The 16,475-nt window shown below is 35.9% G+C and carries 14 protein-coding genes and 4 pseudogenes; 13 read left to right on the top strand and 5 right to left on the bottom strand.

Annotated elements, in window-relative coordinates; all coding sequences use genetic code 11:
- Positions 1-14: 14 nt before the first annotated feature.
- Together JFU23_RS06075 and JFU23_RS06070 are read right to left on the bottom strand one after the other, a co-directional pair.
- Entirely contained in the window at positions 15-1,175 is a 1,161-nt protein-coding gene (locus JFU23_RS06075) for a M20 peptidase aminoacylase family protein (RefSeq protein WP_201031603.1), read from the bottom strand.
- Positions 1,176-1,420: 245 nt separating this feature from the next.
- The gene (locus JFU23_RS06070) at positions 1,421-2,329 is read right to left on the bottom strand and encodes an EamA family transporter (RefSeq protein WP_201031602.1); all 909 of its coding nucleotides are present in this window, start codon (positions 2,327-2,329) and stop codon (positions 1,421-1,423) included.
- Positions 2,330-2,654: 325 nt separating this feature from the next.
- On the opposite strand from JFU23_RS06070, the pseudogene JFU23_RS31165 reads away from it, so the two are divergent.
- The 5 genes and pseudogenes from JFU23_RS31165 to JFU23_RS06055 all read left to right on the top strand — a co-directional run bounded on the left by JFU23_RS31165 (position 2,655) and on the right by JFU23_RS06055 (position 5,731).
- Positions 2,655-2,798, top strand: a pseudogene (locus tag JFU23_RS31165) (peptidase T).
- 83 nt (positions 2,799-2,881) lie between these two features.
- A pseudogene (locus JFU23_RS31330) lies at positions 2,882-3,100 on the top strand (IS607 family transposase); the annotation flags it as partial.
- Positions 3,101-3,113: 13 nt separating this feature from the next.
- Positions 3,114-4,271 (top strand): annotated as a pseudogene (locus JFU23_RS06065) (RNA-guided endonuclease InsQ/TnpB family protein).
- Positions 4,272-4,427: 156 nt separating this feature from the next.
- Positions 4,428-5,135, top strand: coding sequence for a cytochrome c-type biogenesis protein CcdA (gene ccdA / locus JFU23_RS06060; protein WP_201031601.1), 708 nt, complete (start codon positions 4,428-4,430; stop codon positions 5,133-5,135).
- Positions 5,136-5,225: 90 nt separating this feature from the next.
- Positions 5,226-5,731 (top strand): annotated as a pseudogene (locus tag JFU23_RS06055) (CcdC family protein).
- Between the two features lie 144 nt (positions 5,732-5,875).
- Here JFU23_RS06055 and JFU23_RS06050 read toward each other — a convergent pair.
- Both JFU23_RS06050 and JFU23_RS06045 read right to left on the bottom strand, forming a co-directional pair.
- Positions 5,876-6,307 (bottom strand): DUF2621 domain-containing protein, encoded by a 432-nt coding sequence (locus tag JFU23_RS06050; protein WP_201031600.1) that lies wholly within the window; start codon positions 6,305-6,307, stop codon positions 5,876-5,878.
- A gap of 109 nt (positions 6,308-6,416) precedes the next feature.
- Positions 6,417-6,713, bottom strand: a complete 297-nt coding sequence (locus JFU23_RS06045; RefSeq protein ID WP_002033506.1) for a hypothetical protein — start codon at positions 6,711-6,713, stop codon at positions 6,417-6,419.
- Between the two features lie 254 nt (positions 6,714-6,967).
- Here JFU23_RS06045 and JFU23_RS06040 point away from each other — a divergent pair, with 254 nt between their 5' ends.
- Both JFU23_RS06040 and JFU23_RS06035 read left to right on the top strand, forming a co-directional pair.
- Positions 6,968-7,546 carry an AAA family ATPase gene (locus tag JFU23_RS06040; RefSeq protein ID WP_085312135.1) on the top strand — a complete coding sequence of 193 codons (579 nt, stop codon included), beginning with the start codon at positions 6,968-6,970 and terminating at the stop codon, positions 7,544-7,546.
- Positions 7,543-8,115: a DJ-1/PfpI family protein gene (locus JFU23_RS06035; RefSeq protein ID WP_016092105.1), complete on the top strand. Its 573-nt coding sequence runs from the start codon at positions 7,543-7,545 to the stop codon at positions 8,113-8,115. Before JFU23_RS06040 ends, JFU23_RS06035 begins: the two co-directional genes overlap by 4 nt.
- A 13-nt stretch (positions 8,116-8,128) precedes the next feature.
- Here the strand turns inward: JFU23_RS06035 and JFU23_RS06030 are convergent, their stop codons facing one another.
- Positions 8,129-9,097, bottom strand: coding sequence for a class I SAM-dependent methyltransferase (locus JFU23_RS06030; protein ID WP_201031599.1), 969 nt, complete (start codon positions 9,095-9,097; stop codon positions 8,129-8,131).
- Between the two features lie 181 nt (positions 9,098-9,278).
- On the opposite strand from JFU23_RS06030, the gene hutP reads away from it, so the two are divergent.
- The 6 genes from hutP to JFU23_RS06000 all read left to right on the top strand — a co-directional run bounded on the left by hutP (position 9,279) and on the right by JFU23_RS06000 (position 16,009).
- Positions 9,279-9,719, top strand: a complete 441-nt coding sequence (gene hutP / locus JFU23_RS06025) for a histidine utilization transcription antiterminator HutP (protein WP_000926519.1) — start codon at positions 9,279-9,281, stop codon at positions 9,717-9,719.
- Between the two features lie 102 nt (positions 9,720-9,821).
- Complete coding sequence (hutH, locus tag JFU23_RS06020; RefSeq protein ID WP_002033511.1) at positions 9,822-11,339, top strand: histidine ammonia-lyase; 1,518 nt, start codon at positions 9,822-9,824, stop codon at positions 11,337-11,339.
- A 23-nt stretch (positions 11,340-11,362) separates the two neighbouring features.
- Positions 11,363-13,021, top strand: coding sequence for a urocanate hydratase (gene hutU, locus JFU23_RS06015; protein ID WP_002087851.1), 1,659 nt, complete (start codon positions 11,363-11,365; stop codon positions 13,019-13,021).
- Positions 13,022-13,033: 12 nt separating this feature from the next.
- Positions 13,034-14,305, top strand: a complete 1,272-nt coding sequence (hutI, locus tag JFU23_RS06010; RefSeq protein ID WP_016100824.1) for an imidazolonepropionase — start codon at positions 13,034-13,036, stop codon at positions 14,303-14,305.
- Entirely contained in the window at positions 14,284-15,255 is a 972-nt protein-coding gene (gene hutG, locus JFU23_RS06005) for a formimidoylglutamase (protein WP_033709347.1), read from the top strand. The genes hutI and hutG overlap by 22 nt, the downstream gene beginning before the upstream one ends.
- A gap of 292 nt (positions 15,256-15,547) precedes the next feature.
- Positions 15,548-16,009: a CarD family transcriptional regulator gene (locus JFU23_RS06000; protein ID WP_201031598.1), complete on the top strand. Its 462-nt coding sequence runs from the start codon at positions 15,548-15,550 to the stop codon at positions 16,007-16,009.
- Positions 16,010-16,475: the final 466 nt, after the last annotated feature.

Raw genomic sequence — 16,475 nt, 5'->3', positions numbered from 1 at the left:
CCGTTAAGGGTAACTTAACGGCTTTTTGTTTGTAATAATTGATGAATAGCTTCTTCGGCTAATAGGGCGAAATACTCTGCGCTAATAGGCAATGCTTTTTCATCTACTGTAAAAGCTGGATGATGCCATTCATGTGTACCACTTGTTCCCATAAAGACGAATGAACCTGGTATTTCTTGTTGGTAAAAAGAAAAGTCTTCTCCTGCCATTGATGGTGTAGGAGAGATAACGTTTAGATTCATTTTCTCTGCAATATGAATAGAAAAATCAGTGAGTACTTTATCGTTTTGAACAGCAGGAGGACCTGGATAAAATCGGAATTCTGTTTTTACACCTAATGCATCAGAAACGCCTTTAATGATACGTTCCATTAATGCCGGAATCTTTTCACGTGTTTCAGCTTGGAATGTACGAACAGTTCCTTCTAATGTAGCTTTTTCAGGAATAACGTTCCATGTATTCCCTGAATGAATGTTTGTTACACTTACGACAGCGTTATGAGAAGAACTAATATTTCGGCTTACAATTGTTTGAAGTGCCATAACGATTTGAGATGATGCAACGATAGGATCGACGCCGGCATCAGGCACAGCTGCATGTGTCCCAACACCATGAATTTCAATTTCAAATCGATCTACTCCAGCCATTAGTGGACCGTCTTTAATACCGATTGTACCTACTGGTAAATCGGGCTTATTATGCATACCAAACACGGCTTGTACATTCTTTAAATGTCCAGCTTCAACAACTTTATATGCTCCGTTTCCACTTTCTTCAGCAGCTTGGAATATAAAGCGAACAGTTCCGTTAAGAGAAGCTTCTTTTTCTTTTAATAAGTAAGCCGCACCCAATATAGCAGCTGTATGAAAATCATGCCCACAAGCATGCATTTTACCTTGTATTTTTGAAGTGTATGGAAGGTCTGTTTCTTCCTGGATAGGAAGGGCATCGATATCAGCACGAAGCGCTACAACCGGTCCGTTTTTATTACCAGAAATTTCAGCGATAACTCCTGTTTCTAAATTGGAATCAATAATAGTAATATTAGCTTCTTCTAACCAATTTTTTATTGCTTTTGTCGTTTCAAATTCTTCGTACGATAGTTCTGGATATTCGTGTAAATGCCGACGAATGGAAATAAGTTTTTCTGTTAATTGATTTGGAATGGATGCCACTTATTATCCCCCTCTTTCTTAAGTGAAGTATTTGTATTCATTATATAACACAATAATAAAAGAGAGGATTTTCAAATGAAAATCCTCTCTCGTTTATCCCGCATTAACGGGCAGTAAAACTCCCACCTCAAAATTCGGCTGAAGCAAAGAAGTTAAGTGGGAGATCAACTGCCCATAAATGCCCGATTGGTGAAGGCTAATAATCAGTGGGGATGAACAAAACCCCCACTGATTAAAGTTTCACTTTATGCTGCAACTTTTTTATGAGTATGCTGTTTTTTATAACGTCCACGCATTGCATATTCAATTTGCGGGATTGCAATACCGATTAAAATAAGTGATACACCGACCCATTGTGAAGATAGTACAGCTTCTTTTAAAACGAATACAGACATAATTGTTGTAACTGGCAGTTCTGCTGCGCCAAGAATGGTTGCTAAGCCAGACCCGATTTTTGGAATACCGATTGTAAAGGCAATGGACGGAATAACGATACTAAATATTCCTAATCCTAAGCCGTATTTCCAAAGGCCTTGAGAAATCACTCCGTTAAAAATAAATGTTGGCGGGAATACGATCATGACTAAAGTTAAAGCGCCAGCCATTAAAAGGACACCGCGTTGTAAAGAAGGTACTTCAACGGCAACTTTACCACTTACGAAAATGTATGTTGCAAATGTAACAGCAGATAATAAGCCTAAAATGATTCCAGTCGTATCGAAATCACCAGCTGATGTTTCTAATAACCCACTTGATAAAAATGTACCTGCAAGTAAGAAAATTACTGAAATAACTTTTTCTCTTGAAGGTAATGTTTTCGTTGTAATTGCTTCAATGATAATCCCAACCCAAACGAACTGGAATAAAAGTATAATTGCAATAGAAGCTGGTACAGTTTTTAAAGAAGCGTAGTAAAAAATTCCGGTAAAACTTGCAGACGTTCCTGCGACGAATAAAATTAACATTTGTTTTAGTGGAACACGATGTCTAGAAAATAGAAGTGTAATAGCAAGTAAAATAATCCAACCGAACAAATACTGGCTACCAATTACCTCTCCAAGTGAAAATCCTTCTGCATATGCAAGTTTAACAAAAATAGCTAAAACCCCATAACTACACGCTCCTAATAAAACTAAAAGAGAATAACGAAGCATGAAAAATTCCTCCCATCTATATGAAATTGTTCCGTAACGGACATATATAACTAGAGGGAGTATACAAAATTAAAAATGAAGGGTCAAATGAAAGAAAAGTGCAAAATTTTATAGAATAATAATAAAAGTATGATATTTATGCATAATCTTGAAATTAGTAATAATAGAAGTATTGTAAAATCAGCTTTGTATTGTATAAAGACAGCATTTGAAAAAAATATTTTTTAAGCAATATGTAAATAGACGTACTAGTAATATGCTAATCATTTGAGAAACTATGTTATCTTTGTTATGTTAATAACATTAGAGAGGTTTTGTAGTCTAATTGAGATTTTTCTATATAATAGAAGGAAATGAAAACGTTATTTTAGAAACTGTTTGAAAGGGTAGTTTTTCTTATTGTCACGTTGCTAAAGTGATTTCACGAATTGTTCATAGTATTTTTATATGTTTTTGCTACAATATTTAGGGAGAGGAGGAAACAACGGTAAGTGAAAACATAGGTAAACGTGGACATACGTAGTAAAACATAAGCTTGATGACTGCATGGAGAGAAATGTTTCAACCATCGTCATCACACACAAAGATAGGTTTGTTCGTTTTGGTTATGACTGGTTTGAGGGATTTCTTCATAAGATGGGAGTCAAAGTTATCATTGTTACTAATGAAAAGTTGTCTCCACAAGAAGAACTTGCTCAGTATTTGATATCTATCATTCATGTATGTAGTTGTAGGGTATATGGATTGAGGAAATACAAAAGAAAATGTCGGAGGATGAAGAGCTATGAAAAAAGCATATCTAATAGAAATTCATCCAACAAAAGAACAAATAACCCGAATAAATCAGACTATTGGTGTGTGTAGATATGTTTACAACATGTATATCTCTAAAAACAAAGAGTTGTATGAAGCCGAAGGAAAGTTTCTAGGTGGGTATGACTTTTCAAAATGGTTGAACAATGTCTATACAAAAGAATGTGACCAGTGGATAAAAGAAGTGTCGAGTAAAGCTGTAAAACAAGCCATTATGAATGGAGATAAAGCTTTTAAGCGGTTTTTTAAGGGTTTATCTAAGTTTCCACGATATAAGAAAAAGAAGAAGCAAGATGTGAAGTGCTATTTTCCGAAAAATAACAAAACAGATTGGACAGTAGAAAGACATAGAGTAAAAGTTCCAACGATTGGTTGGATGAGGTTAAAAGAATATGGGTATATCCCCAAAAATGCGATTGTAAAAAGTGGAACGATAGGTAAAAGAGCAGGAAGATATTTTGTATCTGTGCTTTGCGAATGGAAAGAAGCAGAAACGAAGCCAATACTCAATCAAACAGGTTTAGGTATTGATTTAGGGGTGAAGGATTTCGCTATACGTAGCGATGGTATCGTTCATGAAAACATCAACAAAACAATATAAGTAAAAAAGATAGAAAAACGGTTAAGACGTGAGCAACGTTCTTTATCACGTAAATTTGAAAATATAAAAAAGAGAGGTGAACAATCTGTTACTAACAAAAGAGCGAATATAGAGAAAAACATTCTTAGGGTGCAAAAACTACATGCCCGGCTCGCAAATATTCGATTAGCGTATGTAAAGTCTATTGTAAATGATGTGGTGAAAACCAAGCCAACGTTTATTACAGTGGAGGATTTGAATGTGAAAGGTATGATGAAGAACAAACATCTATCTAAAGCAGTTGCCAAGCAGTGCTTTTATACATTTAAAACATGGTTATTGACGAAATGTGAGGAATATGGAATCGAACTACGTCAAGTAGATACATTCTATCCCTCGTCAAAGTTATGCTCATGTTGCGGTCAAAAGAAAGTAGACTTAAAGCTGTCCGACCGAGTATACGAATGTGACTGTGGAAATGTAATAGATAGAGATTTGAACGCGTCAATCAACCTTTTACAAGCAAAAAAATATACAATACTAACGTAAATAGATTGTATATATGTACGGTGGGCTACATCGGAATTTACGCCTGTGGAGTGTTACAGCAAACTGTAGTAGCGAATTAGTGGCGAGACAGGACACGCAGAAGCAGGAATACTCTAAGAATGTACATTTGTCTATATTTTTAGTAGCAGTGGAATAATGCAAGATATTAGTATTTTTTTAGCATTTGGAGCTGGGTTCTTATCATTTATATCCCCATGTTGCTTACCGCTTTATCCGGCATTTTTATCATACATAACAGGTATGTCGGTTTCTGAATTGAAAGAAGAAAATGCAATGCTTCGCAAAAGAAGTATGATACATACAGCGTTTTTCTTACTTGGGTTTTCTATTATATTTATCGCAATTGGATTTGGTACAAGTTTTATCGGAGGAGTTTTTACGGATTATAAAGATTTAATTAGACAGTTAGGTGGTATATTTATCATCGTATTCGGTCTTATTATTGTCGGTGTATTTAAGCCGAAGTTTTTAATGCAAGATCGTAAATTTGCTTTTAAAAACCGTCCGAGTGGTTATTTTGGTTCAGTTTTAATTGGATTGGCATTTGCTGCTGGATGGACACCTTGTACTGGGCCTATATTAGTGTCTGTAATTGGATTAGCGGCAACAAATCCAGAATCGGCAATGATTTATATGATTGCTTACATACTTGGATTTGCGATTCCCTTTTTCGTACTTTCATTCTTTATTACGAAAATGTCTTGGATTAAAAGAAATAGTATGGCGTTCATGAAAGTCGGAGGATACATTATGATTGTCATGGGAATCTTCCTATACTTTAATTGGATGACGAAAATCATCGTATATTTCTCAAGTTTATTTGGTGGATTTACCGGTTTTTAGTATTATTCTGTGAAAATGTTGGAAATACTAACGGAAAAGCATATAATGAAATTATATTTTTCATATAGCCACAAAAAAGGATGAGAAAATATGAACATAGTTCTGTTATCAAGTATCGTTGCTGTTTGTATGGCTGTCGGTGCGATGTTTATTCGTTTAAAAGCAGCTAAGAAACCTGCAACATTGAAAAAATTATACTCCCACCGTTTTTTATGAGCACGGGAGCATTGATGTATGTTTTTCCAGAGTTTCGATTAACTCCAGCAGAAATGTTAGAAGCGATTGTCGTTGGTCTATTTTTCTCCATTTTTCTTATTAAAACATCTAAATTTGAAATACGCGGACAAGAGATTTATTTGAAGCGTTCAAAAGCATTTGTATTTATTTTAATTGGATTACTTGTAGTGCGTATCGTGTTTAAAACATACTTAAGTCAATCTCTTGATTTAGGACAACTTAGTGGTATGTTCTTCTTACTTGCGTTTGCAATGATTGTTTCATGGAGAATTGCGATGTACCGTTCCTTTACGAAATTACAGAAGGAAATGGAAAAAGAAGATGGTTTTTATAATGAGAAAGATATGAAATTAACGTGAAAATTGTATATGGATAAAATAAAAAATACAGCGTCAAAGACGCTGTATTTTTTATTGGTATTGTTAGCACCTTCTGTCCCAACCACGACGTATAAAACGTTTACCATTGATGTTAACTTGTTGAAAATAGGAAAAAAATGAAGATTATTTTGCAAGCAAAGTTTTATAATTCGAATAATCAATCTTTTTTTCTTGCAATTTTTTAACTAAAAATTTATGATCACGCTTTGGTGTGGCAATAATATATCCTTTAATAATTAAATCTTGTGTTATTTGAGAGGCATTGTCTTGTAGTGCAAGTTCCCCAATTTTCCCAGCAATTTTTGATTTAGCAACATCGCGAAATAATTCCGGAACGGGACTTACGAGCTCTTCTAACAATTGTTTTTGCCCGTCATCCCATAAGTGTCTCGTTTTATTTATATAGTGTTCTTCCCAATCTAAAATAGACATGCCGTCTTCTTTTGGTAATCGTTTTAGGAATTTTCTGAACATAAAATATCCACCGATAGACATAAGTCCTAATAATACAACAGTCCAAACGACTATAAACCAACTAAACCATCCTTCAAGCAATTGTATGCCCTCCTTTAACGAAAGCAATATTTTGTATTTTATTTATATTATAAGCAATGAGATTCATAGAAAGCAAGAACGCTTGATCATTTTGACCAAGCGCTGTGATTTAAACGAAGTATAGTTGTTCAACACATAAAATATCATTGTCATTTTCTACATATTCAATGATGAGTGTGCCAACTTTACGATCTTTATCTTCAGTTGTGAAAATAGAGTAAGAAGTAAAACGTGTTGTTGATAGGCCGCTTATATGTGTAGGTAAAGGAATGTAGTCGTTATCGCGGAAGAATTCCATTAGTTCAATATCTTCAAATTCTTTTCGGTCAACTTGTTTGTTTGTATAGCGGCGTTGAAGTTGTTTTAAAGATGCATTCCAAGAAATTGCTTTTGTGTCGTATACCATTGTTCTATCTCCTTACTGTATGTAATCATTAAGAACGTACGTTCTAAATTAGTATACTCTTTTTATAAGAAAAGGGAAAGCAAAAAATAATGTAAGCTTGGATTTCCAAGCTTACATTATTGATGCGTCAGTCATAATCTCTATTTTTTATTATAAGTTACATAAGAATAAGAAACAAGATGCTATATATTATGTTGTTAGTTTTCAAAATTCTGTATATTATCAATGTATTATAAGAAAAGGGAGTGAGAGGGATGGTATACGTAATTTCACTTCAAGGACCGATGGCAAGTGGAAAAACAACATTGGCCAAAAGCTTAGAGCGATGTGGGCTTTCAGTTATATATGAAAATCCTTATCCAATTGTAGAAAAGCGAAAAAAATTAAATTTGGATATGTGTACAAAAGAGGGGTTTATTACAAATCAAAAAATGTTTATTGAAGCAAAAATAAAAGAGTTTCAAAATGTGAAAAGTTCAGTCGTGATTTTTGATCGTGGGCCAGAAGATATTGAATTTTATACACTCTTTTATTCGAAAGTGATAGGGAAAGAGTGGGGTATAGAAACAGAATTAAAAGATGAATTGTATAAATTAAGAGAATGCCGTTCGGATGCAATTTTTTATTTAGATGTTTCGAAAGAGAGTTTGTATGATAGGAGAAATAATGATAGGACAAGAAATCGAAGTACATTTGAGGAACAATTTAAATTAGTAGAAGTTGAAAAAGAATGGTATAAACAATTTCCCGTAACTTATGTGGACACTAATATATTATCAGTGGACGAATTAGAGGCATATTTTATAGGGTGGCTAAGGGAGAAAAGGCTATGAAAAAAATATTATTATTCGTATACCCGACATTTGCAGAGTTTGAAATAACGGTAGCAACAGCATTGCTGAAAAAGAAATATGAAATCATTACAGCGGGTTTAACAAAAGAAATGATTATAAGTGAAACAGGCTTACAAGTACAGCCGCATATAGAATTAAGTGAAGTGCGTGTAGAAGAATATGAGGGGATTATCATTCCGGGCGGAGATGAAATACATATGAAAGAGGCGAAACTGCTTTTTTCAGTTATTCGTCAATTTTCTGAGCAAGGAAAATTAGTGGCAGCGATTTGTGCTGGACCGTATGCGTTAGCAAAAGCAGGTTTATTTAAAGAAATCTCTTATACAGTGACCATAGATTATCAAAAATTAGATTGTTTTCCAGTAGAAAATTTTGTTTATACAGAAGTTGTACAGCACGCAAATATTATTACAGCACAAGGACATGCATTTGTGCCATTTGGACTAGCGATTGCCTCCTATTTTGGAGTAGTGAATGAACATAATACAAATTTTTATAGTGGAAAGGGCAATATAATGATGGAGAATCTTTTACCGGAAAACGTGTAAAAGCTAGCGAATGCTAGCTCTTTTCTTTTTTACATCGATAAATCACTAACGTTTTCGGGTCGCGCCATATACCGTTGTGAAGTGATAAATCATTTTCTATTTCTTCTTTTAGCCATTCCTTCATTTCGGTGTGAAGGGACATATTATCAGGTATATTCAGCGACGGGAACATGCTAGAAATATAGTTAACGATTGGAGTGGCATGATGAAAAACGAGTGCATTATGAATAATTGTTTCTTCAACAGTTGAAAAAATAGATTGTAGTATCTCTTTACCATTTTCTAAACAAAATGGAGCTACTGCTGGTGATGTTTTTGGTAAGTCAAATGCGTCTAGCATACTGTTACACATTTCAACTATACGAGGCATTGAAACTTTAGAATTTGTTGTAGCTAAAAGTGAGCCACCGGGACGAATTACTTTATGGAATCCTTGAATAGTTTTTTCGACATCTTTCATGTGGTATAACATATGCCTTGCGATTATCAGGTCATAGCAATTAGCTTCGAAAGGAAGTTTACTAGCGTCACCGAGTTTCCATTCAATCATATTATTCGTTATAGCAGCTTCAGAAAGCATAGTTTCGGATTGATCAAAACCAGTTAGATGTCCTTTATGACCATTAGTTTGCAAAAGGGAAAGAAATTTTCCGTTAGCACACCCGACCTCTAATATTTTTTCTTCACCTTGGAGTTGTAAATGTTCAATGACGACTTCATCTACATTCACTTGTTTTTCTTCGTAATGTTTATGCGTATCGATACGTGTTTGTAAATGGTTACTTACGTTGTATTGGCGTTTTACATCATTCATTTTTTCACATTCCACCTTTATGCAAAATTGCTGAATCGCATGTGTTAATACATCTGTTTTATTTAAACCTTCGTAATGGAGTGCGTCTTCAAACCTTGTAAGTAATTTTTCTTCAATTCGAAAATGAATATCTTTTCGCTTCGCCACTGAAATTTCGCCCCTTTGCATCTGTTAGTGAGACTATAGCACGTCTGAAAAAAATCTGTAAATAAATTGTGTACACAAGTACAAGTATGAGAGGGATAAAAAATTGCTTGAATAATATTTTAAACTATTGACGATTTAACCGTTTTCATATATTCTTAAATTAAGTAATATTCAAATAATTCAAAAGAAATGAGAGAGTCACATGCTTCTTCAAGGAACACATCGAATTGGTCGTATGGCCATGCTGTTGGCACTTGCGGATGAGAATGAAAGTCCCGTATTATCTATTCCGAAAGGTTGGAAATATTGTACTGGGAAAGTTGGTTCTATGAATTCGCAAAAAGTAGTAGCAGCAATGGAAACAGCGGCTAAGAGTAACCGAGTTATTGAAACAGATGTTTACAGAGAAACACATGCACTTTATCATGCAATTATGGAAGCTTTGTACGGAGTGACGAGAGGTCAAATTCAGTTAGCAGACGTTCTTCGTACAGTAGGACTTCGCTTTGCGATTGTGCGCGGTACACCATACGACGGAAAAAAAGAAGGCGAATGGGTTGCTGTTGCACTTTATGGAACGATTGGTGCACCTGTAAAAGGATCTGAGCATGAGGCGATTGGTTTAGGAATTAATCACATATGATTTGCCCATAGTCTATTAGTTAGAAGGGGGCCTTATTTTTTAGGACAGAAGTCTGTCTTAAAAAGATAAGGCCCCCTTTTGCCTTTATAAGGAGGAAAAAGAATGATTACGTTAACAGGACACACATTGACAGTTGAAGAAATGAAGAGGTTGTTACTTGAAGGTGAAGGTGTAACAGCTTGCCCAACTAGTATGCAAAAAGTGGCAGAGTGCCGCGAAGTTGTCGAGAAAATTGTAGAGGACGGAAAAGTCGTTTACGGTATTACAACTGGATTTGGAAAGTTTAGTGATGTACTTATTCAAAAAGATGATGTAAAAGCACTTCAACACAACTTAATTCAGTCACATGCGTGCGGAATAGGCGATCCATTCCCTGAAGAAGTATCACGCGGTATGTTGATTTTACGAGCTAATACGATGTTAAAAGGAGTATCGGGTGTTAGACCACTTGTTGTAAACATGCTTCTTGAGTTTGTAAATCGTAAAATTCATCCAGTCGTTCCGCAACAAGGATCACTAGGAGCGAGCGGTGATTTAGCACCTTTATCTCATCTTGCTCTCGTTTTATTAGGTGAAGGTGAAGTGTTCTACAAAGGAAAACGAGTTCATGCGATGGTTGCTCTTACAGAAGAAGGACTTGAACCTATTGAACTTGAAGCAAAAGAAGGTCTTGCGTTAATCAATGGTACGCAGGCAATGACAGCGCAAGGGGTTCTTTCTTATATAGAAGCTGAAGCAAGTGCTTATCAATCAGAATTAATTGCATCGATGACAATGGAAGGATTACGCGGCATTATTGATGCATTCGATGAAAATGTTCATAAAGCGCGTGGTTATAAAGAGCAAGTCGAAGTGGCAAGCAGAATTCGTGATATTCTTCATGATAGTAAACTTGTGACAAAACAAGGAGAACTTCGTGTACAAGATGCATATTCACTTCGTTGTATCCCGCAAGTTCACGGTGCTTCTTGGCAAGTTTTAAATTATGTGAAAGAAAAATTAGAAATTGAAATGAATGCAGCAACAGATAATCCACTTATTTTTGATGGCGGTGAAAAAGTAATCTCTGGTGGTAATTTCCACGGACAACCAATTGCATTTGCAATGGACTTCTTAAAAGTAGGGATGGCGGAGCTTGCAAATATTTCAGAGCGCCGTATTGAACGCCTAGTAAATCCGCAATTAAATGACTTACCACCATTTTTAAGTCCAGAACCAGGACTTCAATCAGGTGCCATGATTATGCAATATGCAGCGGCTTCACTCGTTTCAGAAAATAAAACGTTAGCTCATCCAGCGAGTGTAGATTCAATTCCGTCTTCAGCTAACCAAGAAGATCACGTAAGTATGGGAACAATAGCTTCACGTCATGCGCATCAAATTATTCAAAATGCAAGACGCGTTCTTGCAATTGAGATGATCTGTGCGATGCAAGCAGCAGAATATCGCGGAATTGAAAACATGAGTACAGTTACAAAAACGTTCTATCATCAAGGTCGTCAGCAAGTGCCATCTATTACAAATGACCGTATATTCTCAACGGATATTGAAAATATCGCGCATTGGTTAAAAACGAATTATTCAATAAAGGAAAGATTGGATGTAAATGCAGCACTATAAAACGAGAAAAGGGAGAGATTGAAATGGAAAAAGTACAACAAACAATTCGTGCGGCAAGAGGTACTGAGTTACAAACGAAAGGATGGGTTCAAGAAGCTGCACTTCGAATGTTAATGAACAATTTAGATCCTGAAGTAGCTGAAAAACCAGAAGAATTAGTTGTATATGGCGGAATTGGCCGTGCAGCTCGTAACTGGGAAAGCTACCATGCAATTGTTGATTCATTAAAAACGTTAGAAAACGATGAAACGTTACTTGTTCAATCAGGAAAACCAGTTGCAATTTTTAAATCACATGAAGATGCGCCTCGCGTTCTTTTAGCGAACTCAAACTTAGTACCGAAGTGGGCGAACTGGGATCACTTCCGTGAATTAGAGAAAAAAGGTCTTATGATGTACGGACAAATGACAGCAGGTAGCTGGATTTACATTGGGACACAAGGGATTTTACAAGGAACATATGAAACATTTGGTGAAGCGGCACGTCAACATTTCGATGGTTCATTAAAAGGTACAGTAACACTTACTGCTGGTTTAGGTGGTATGGGTGGTGCACAACCGCTTGCTGTAACGATGAACGGCGGTGTTGTAATTGCTATTGATGTAGATAAGCGTAGTATCGATCGTCGTATTGAAAAGAGATATTGTGATCTGTATACAGAGTCTTTAGAAGAAGCGTTAACTATTGCGAACGAGTATAAAGAGAAGAAAGAACCGATTTCAATTGGATTGCTAGGAAATGCGGCAGAGATTTTACCAGAGCTAGTGAAGCGTAATATTACGCCAGATTTAGTTACGGATCAAACATCTGCTCATGATCCATTAAACGGTTATATTCCAGTAGGTTACACAGTAGAAGAAGCAGCGAAGCTTCGTGAAGAAGATCCAGAACGTTACGTACAATTATCAAAAGAAAGTATGAAAAAACATGTAGAAGCAATGCTTGCAATGCAAGAAAAAGGCGCGATTACATTTGATTACGGAAATAACATTCGCCAAGTTGCTTTCGATGAAGGATTAAAAAATGCTTTCGATTTCCCGGGATTCGTTCCAGCATTTATCCGTCCATTATTCTGTGAAGGAAAAGGACCATTCCGCTGGGTAGCACTTTCCGGTGATCCAGAAGATATTTATAAAACAGACGAAGTTATTTTACGCGAGTTCGCGGATAATGAGCATTTATGTAATTGGATTCGTATGGCACGTCAGCAAGTTGAGTTCCAAGGTCTTCCATCACGTATTTGTTGGCTTGGTTATGGCGAGCGTGCGAAATTTGGCCGAATTATTAATGAAATGGTGGCTAATGGTGAATTATCAGCACCGATCGTTATCGGCCGTGACCATTTAGATTGTGGATCAGTAGCATCTCCAAACCGTGAAACAGAATCTATGAAAGACGGTAGTGATGCAGTAGCAGACTGGCCAATTTTAAATGCATTAATTAACAGTGTAAACGGTGCAAGCTGGGTATCTGTTCACCACGGTGGTGGCGTTGGTATGGGGTATTCACTTCACGCTGGAATGGTTATCGTTGCAGATGGAACAGAAGCAGCGGCAAAACGTATTGAACGCGTATTAACTTCTGACCCTGGTATGGGTGTTGTTCGTCACGTTGATGCTGGCTATGACTTAGCGGTTCAAACTGCGAAAGAAAAAGGCGTTAACATTCCAATGATGAAATAAGGAGGAAGAAACATGCTGGACACTTTACTAATAAATATCGGTCAATTACTAACAATGGATCAAGAAGATGGCTTGTTAAGACGGGAAGCGATGAATACGCTTCCTGTTATTGAAAACGGTGCGGTTGGAATTGAAAATGGTGTAATTACTTTCGTTGGAACAGCGGAAGAAGCTAAAGGATTACAAGCGAAAGAGGTTATTGATTGCGGCGGGAAAATGGTGTCTCCTGGTCTTGTTGATCCGCATACTCATCTTGTATTTGGTGGATCTCGTGAAAATGAAGTCGCGCTAAAACTACAAGGAGTTCCGTACTTGGAAATTTTAGAACAAGGCGGAGGTATTCTTTCAACTGTAAATGCAACGAAACAAGCGTCAAAAGAAGAACTTGTTCAAAAAGCTAAATTCCATTTAGACCGTATGCTATCTTTCGGAGTTACAACTGTAGAAGCGAAGAGTGGTTACGGATTGGATGATGAGACAGAATGGAAACAATTAGAGGCAACTGCACAATTACAAAAAGAGCATCCAATTGATTTAGTTTCAACATTTTTAGGTGCTCATGCAGTTCCGAAAGAATATAAAGGAAGATCGAAAGAATTTTTACAATGGATGCTAGATCTATTACCAGAAATGAAAGAGAAGCAATTAGCTGAGTTCGTTGATATTTTCTGTGAAACAGGTGTGTTCTCTGTAGAAGAATCAAAAGAATTTTTATTAAAAGCGAAAGAGCTTGGCTTTGATGTGAAAATTCATGCAGATGAAATCGACCCTCTTGGTGGTGCGGAAGCAGCGGCTGAAATTGGTGCAGCATCAGCGGACCATTTAGTTGGCGCTTCTGATAAAGGAATTGAAATGCTTGCAAACTCTAATACAGTAGCGACTTTATTACCAGGAACAACTTTCTATTTAAATAAAGAAAGTTTCGCACGCGGCCGCAAAATGATTGATGAAGGTGTTGCAGTTGCTTTAGCTACAGACTTTAACCCAGGTAGCTGTCCAACTGAAAACATTCAGCTTATTATGAGCATTGCGATGCTGAAACTGAAAATGACACCAGAAGAAGTTTGGAATGCGGTAACAGTGAACTCATCTTATGCCATTAATCGAGGCGATGTAGCTGGGAAAATTAGAGTTGGTCGTAAGGCGGATTTAGTTTTATGGGATGCTTATAATTACGCTTACGTACCGTACCATTACGGCGTAAGTCATGTAAATACAGTATGGAAGAATGGGAATATCGCATATACAAGAGGTGAACAATCGTGGAGCACGGCCACTATTTAAAGAAAAATGCAAAGTTTATCGATCGGGAAGTGACGAAATGGAGCGAAATGATTAAAGATTGGGAGGAAGGCGTAGAAATATTCGGTGCTGCCTTAATTGGAGCACCCCTTTCTAAACCATCTATTAGTCATTCAGGAGCATGTTTTGCACCAAAAACAATTCGTTCAATGTTGGATGCATATAGCACGTACGCAATTACAGAAGAACACGATATGAAAGAAAGTGTTCTTCATGATTGTGGTGATATTACGATGCATGTGACAGATATAAAAGAGAGTCATAACCGAATTGCGAAAACAGTTGGTCACTTGACGAAAGTAAATCCGAAAATGATACCAATCGTTCTTGGTGGTGACCACTCGATTAGTTTTCCGAGTATAACTGGTTTTGCAAATAGTAAAGGGAAGGTCGGTATTATTCAATTTGATGCCCATCATGATTTACGTAATTTAGATGATGGTGGTCCATCAAATGGTACACCGTTCCGTAGTTTGCTAGAAAATGATGTGATTACAGGAAAACAACTCGTTCAAATTGGGATTCGTAATTTTTCAAATGCACGAGCGTACCATGAATATGCAAAAGAGCATGGCGTGACAGTGTATACAATGAAAGATGTAAGAGAGCGAAAAATAAAAGATCTTATTTCAGAAAGTATTGAAGTATTAAGAAAACAAGATGTGACTTCTATTTATATTTCTCTTGATATGGACGTACTAGACCAAGCGTTTGCGCCGGGCTGTCCAGCAATTGGCCCTGGTGGGATGGATAGTACAACTTTACTTGATGCAATTGAATTCCTTGGTAAAGAGCCACTCGTTCAAGGGATGGATATAGTAGAAATTGATCCAACTCTTGATTTTAGGGATATGACGAGTAGAGTAGCTGCGCAAGTGATTATGAGTTTTCTTTTAGCGCGAGAAACGATTAGTAAACAGGTTAGTATATAAGCGAAGGATCGTGTGTGAAGTTTTGAAGCAACCGTTTTTGTCATTATATAAAAATACATCGCTACTTATATGTAGTGATGTGTTTTTTTTGTTTTACAAGGTATATAAAATTAGAGAAAATGGGTGTAGAAATGTAACAAAATCGCGGGTTTTTTAGTGTTTCTGTACAGCTTGAATTTTTATGTGTAAATAAATTGACATAGAAAATAATTTTGTGATATTATAAAAATTTTGCTAAAAAAATAAATGTATGTTAAGATTGAGAAGGTTACCATATATGGAGGTGGATTATTTGTTTCAAATTGGCGATAACATCGTTTATCCAATGCACGGAGCAGGTATAATTAAAGCCATAGAAGAAAAGGAAATCTCAGGAGAAAAAAGACAGTATTATGTTATAAAAATGTCGGCTAGTAATATGGAAGTAATGATTCCTATGGGGAAAATATTGAGTTCAAATATACGACCAGTTACAGATATAAAGGCACTAACAAACATAATAGATATTTTTCAGCATGGGGAATCAGATAGATTACTTACGTGGAAACAAAGGTATAAATTGAACACTGATAAAATAAAAACGGGTAAAATACAAGAAGGTGCTGAAGTTGTACGTGATTTATTACGTATGCAGAAAGAAAAAGCACTTAATGCAAGCGAAAAGAAAATGTTAGATAACGCACATGAATTTTTGGTTAGTGAGCTGGGATTAATTGAAGGTATCACAGAAAATCAAATAAAAAGCTTTTGTTAAGATTCATTGTAGATAATGTATTACATCCCAAAAAAGATCTTGAATTTTTTGGGAATATAATTATAGAAAATCAATCATTTCAAAGACATTCAACTCTTTCAAACCACTTTTAGAGCATTAACCTCTTTTGTTATTACTACAATTTAATCCATTTTTATTTTTTAATTTCTTTTACGAATGTTCGAAGTTTAATTAAATAACTCGATAAAATAGTTACTTGATTTTTGCAATCCTGATTCACACTGGCACGGACGAGGAGCCGTAAGGATGAAAGAGAGGTAGGGCTTTCATTGTTTTAGGTATATAAGTTATTATTTTTAGAAGAATACTGAACCACTCCCACTTCTATTGTTAAGAGATTTTCCATATGTGAGGAGATAATAATTGTTTATTTTCTTTATTTAAAAGAGATAAACGAATTGTTAGCCTTATATGGTCAACTAAAAAAGGTTTCCTACTTAGGAAA

This window comes from Bacillus sp. TH50 (genome assembly GCF_016650565.1).
Classification (GTDB): domain Bacteria; phylum Bacillota; class Bacilli; order Bacillales; family Bacillaceae_G; genus Bacillus_A; species Bacillus_A mycoides.
This window is presented reverse-complemented; position numbering and strand designations above follow the sequence as displayed.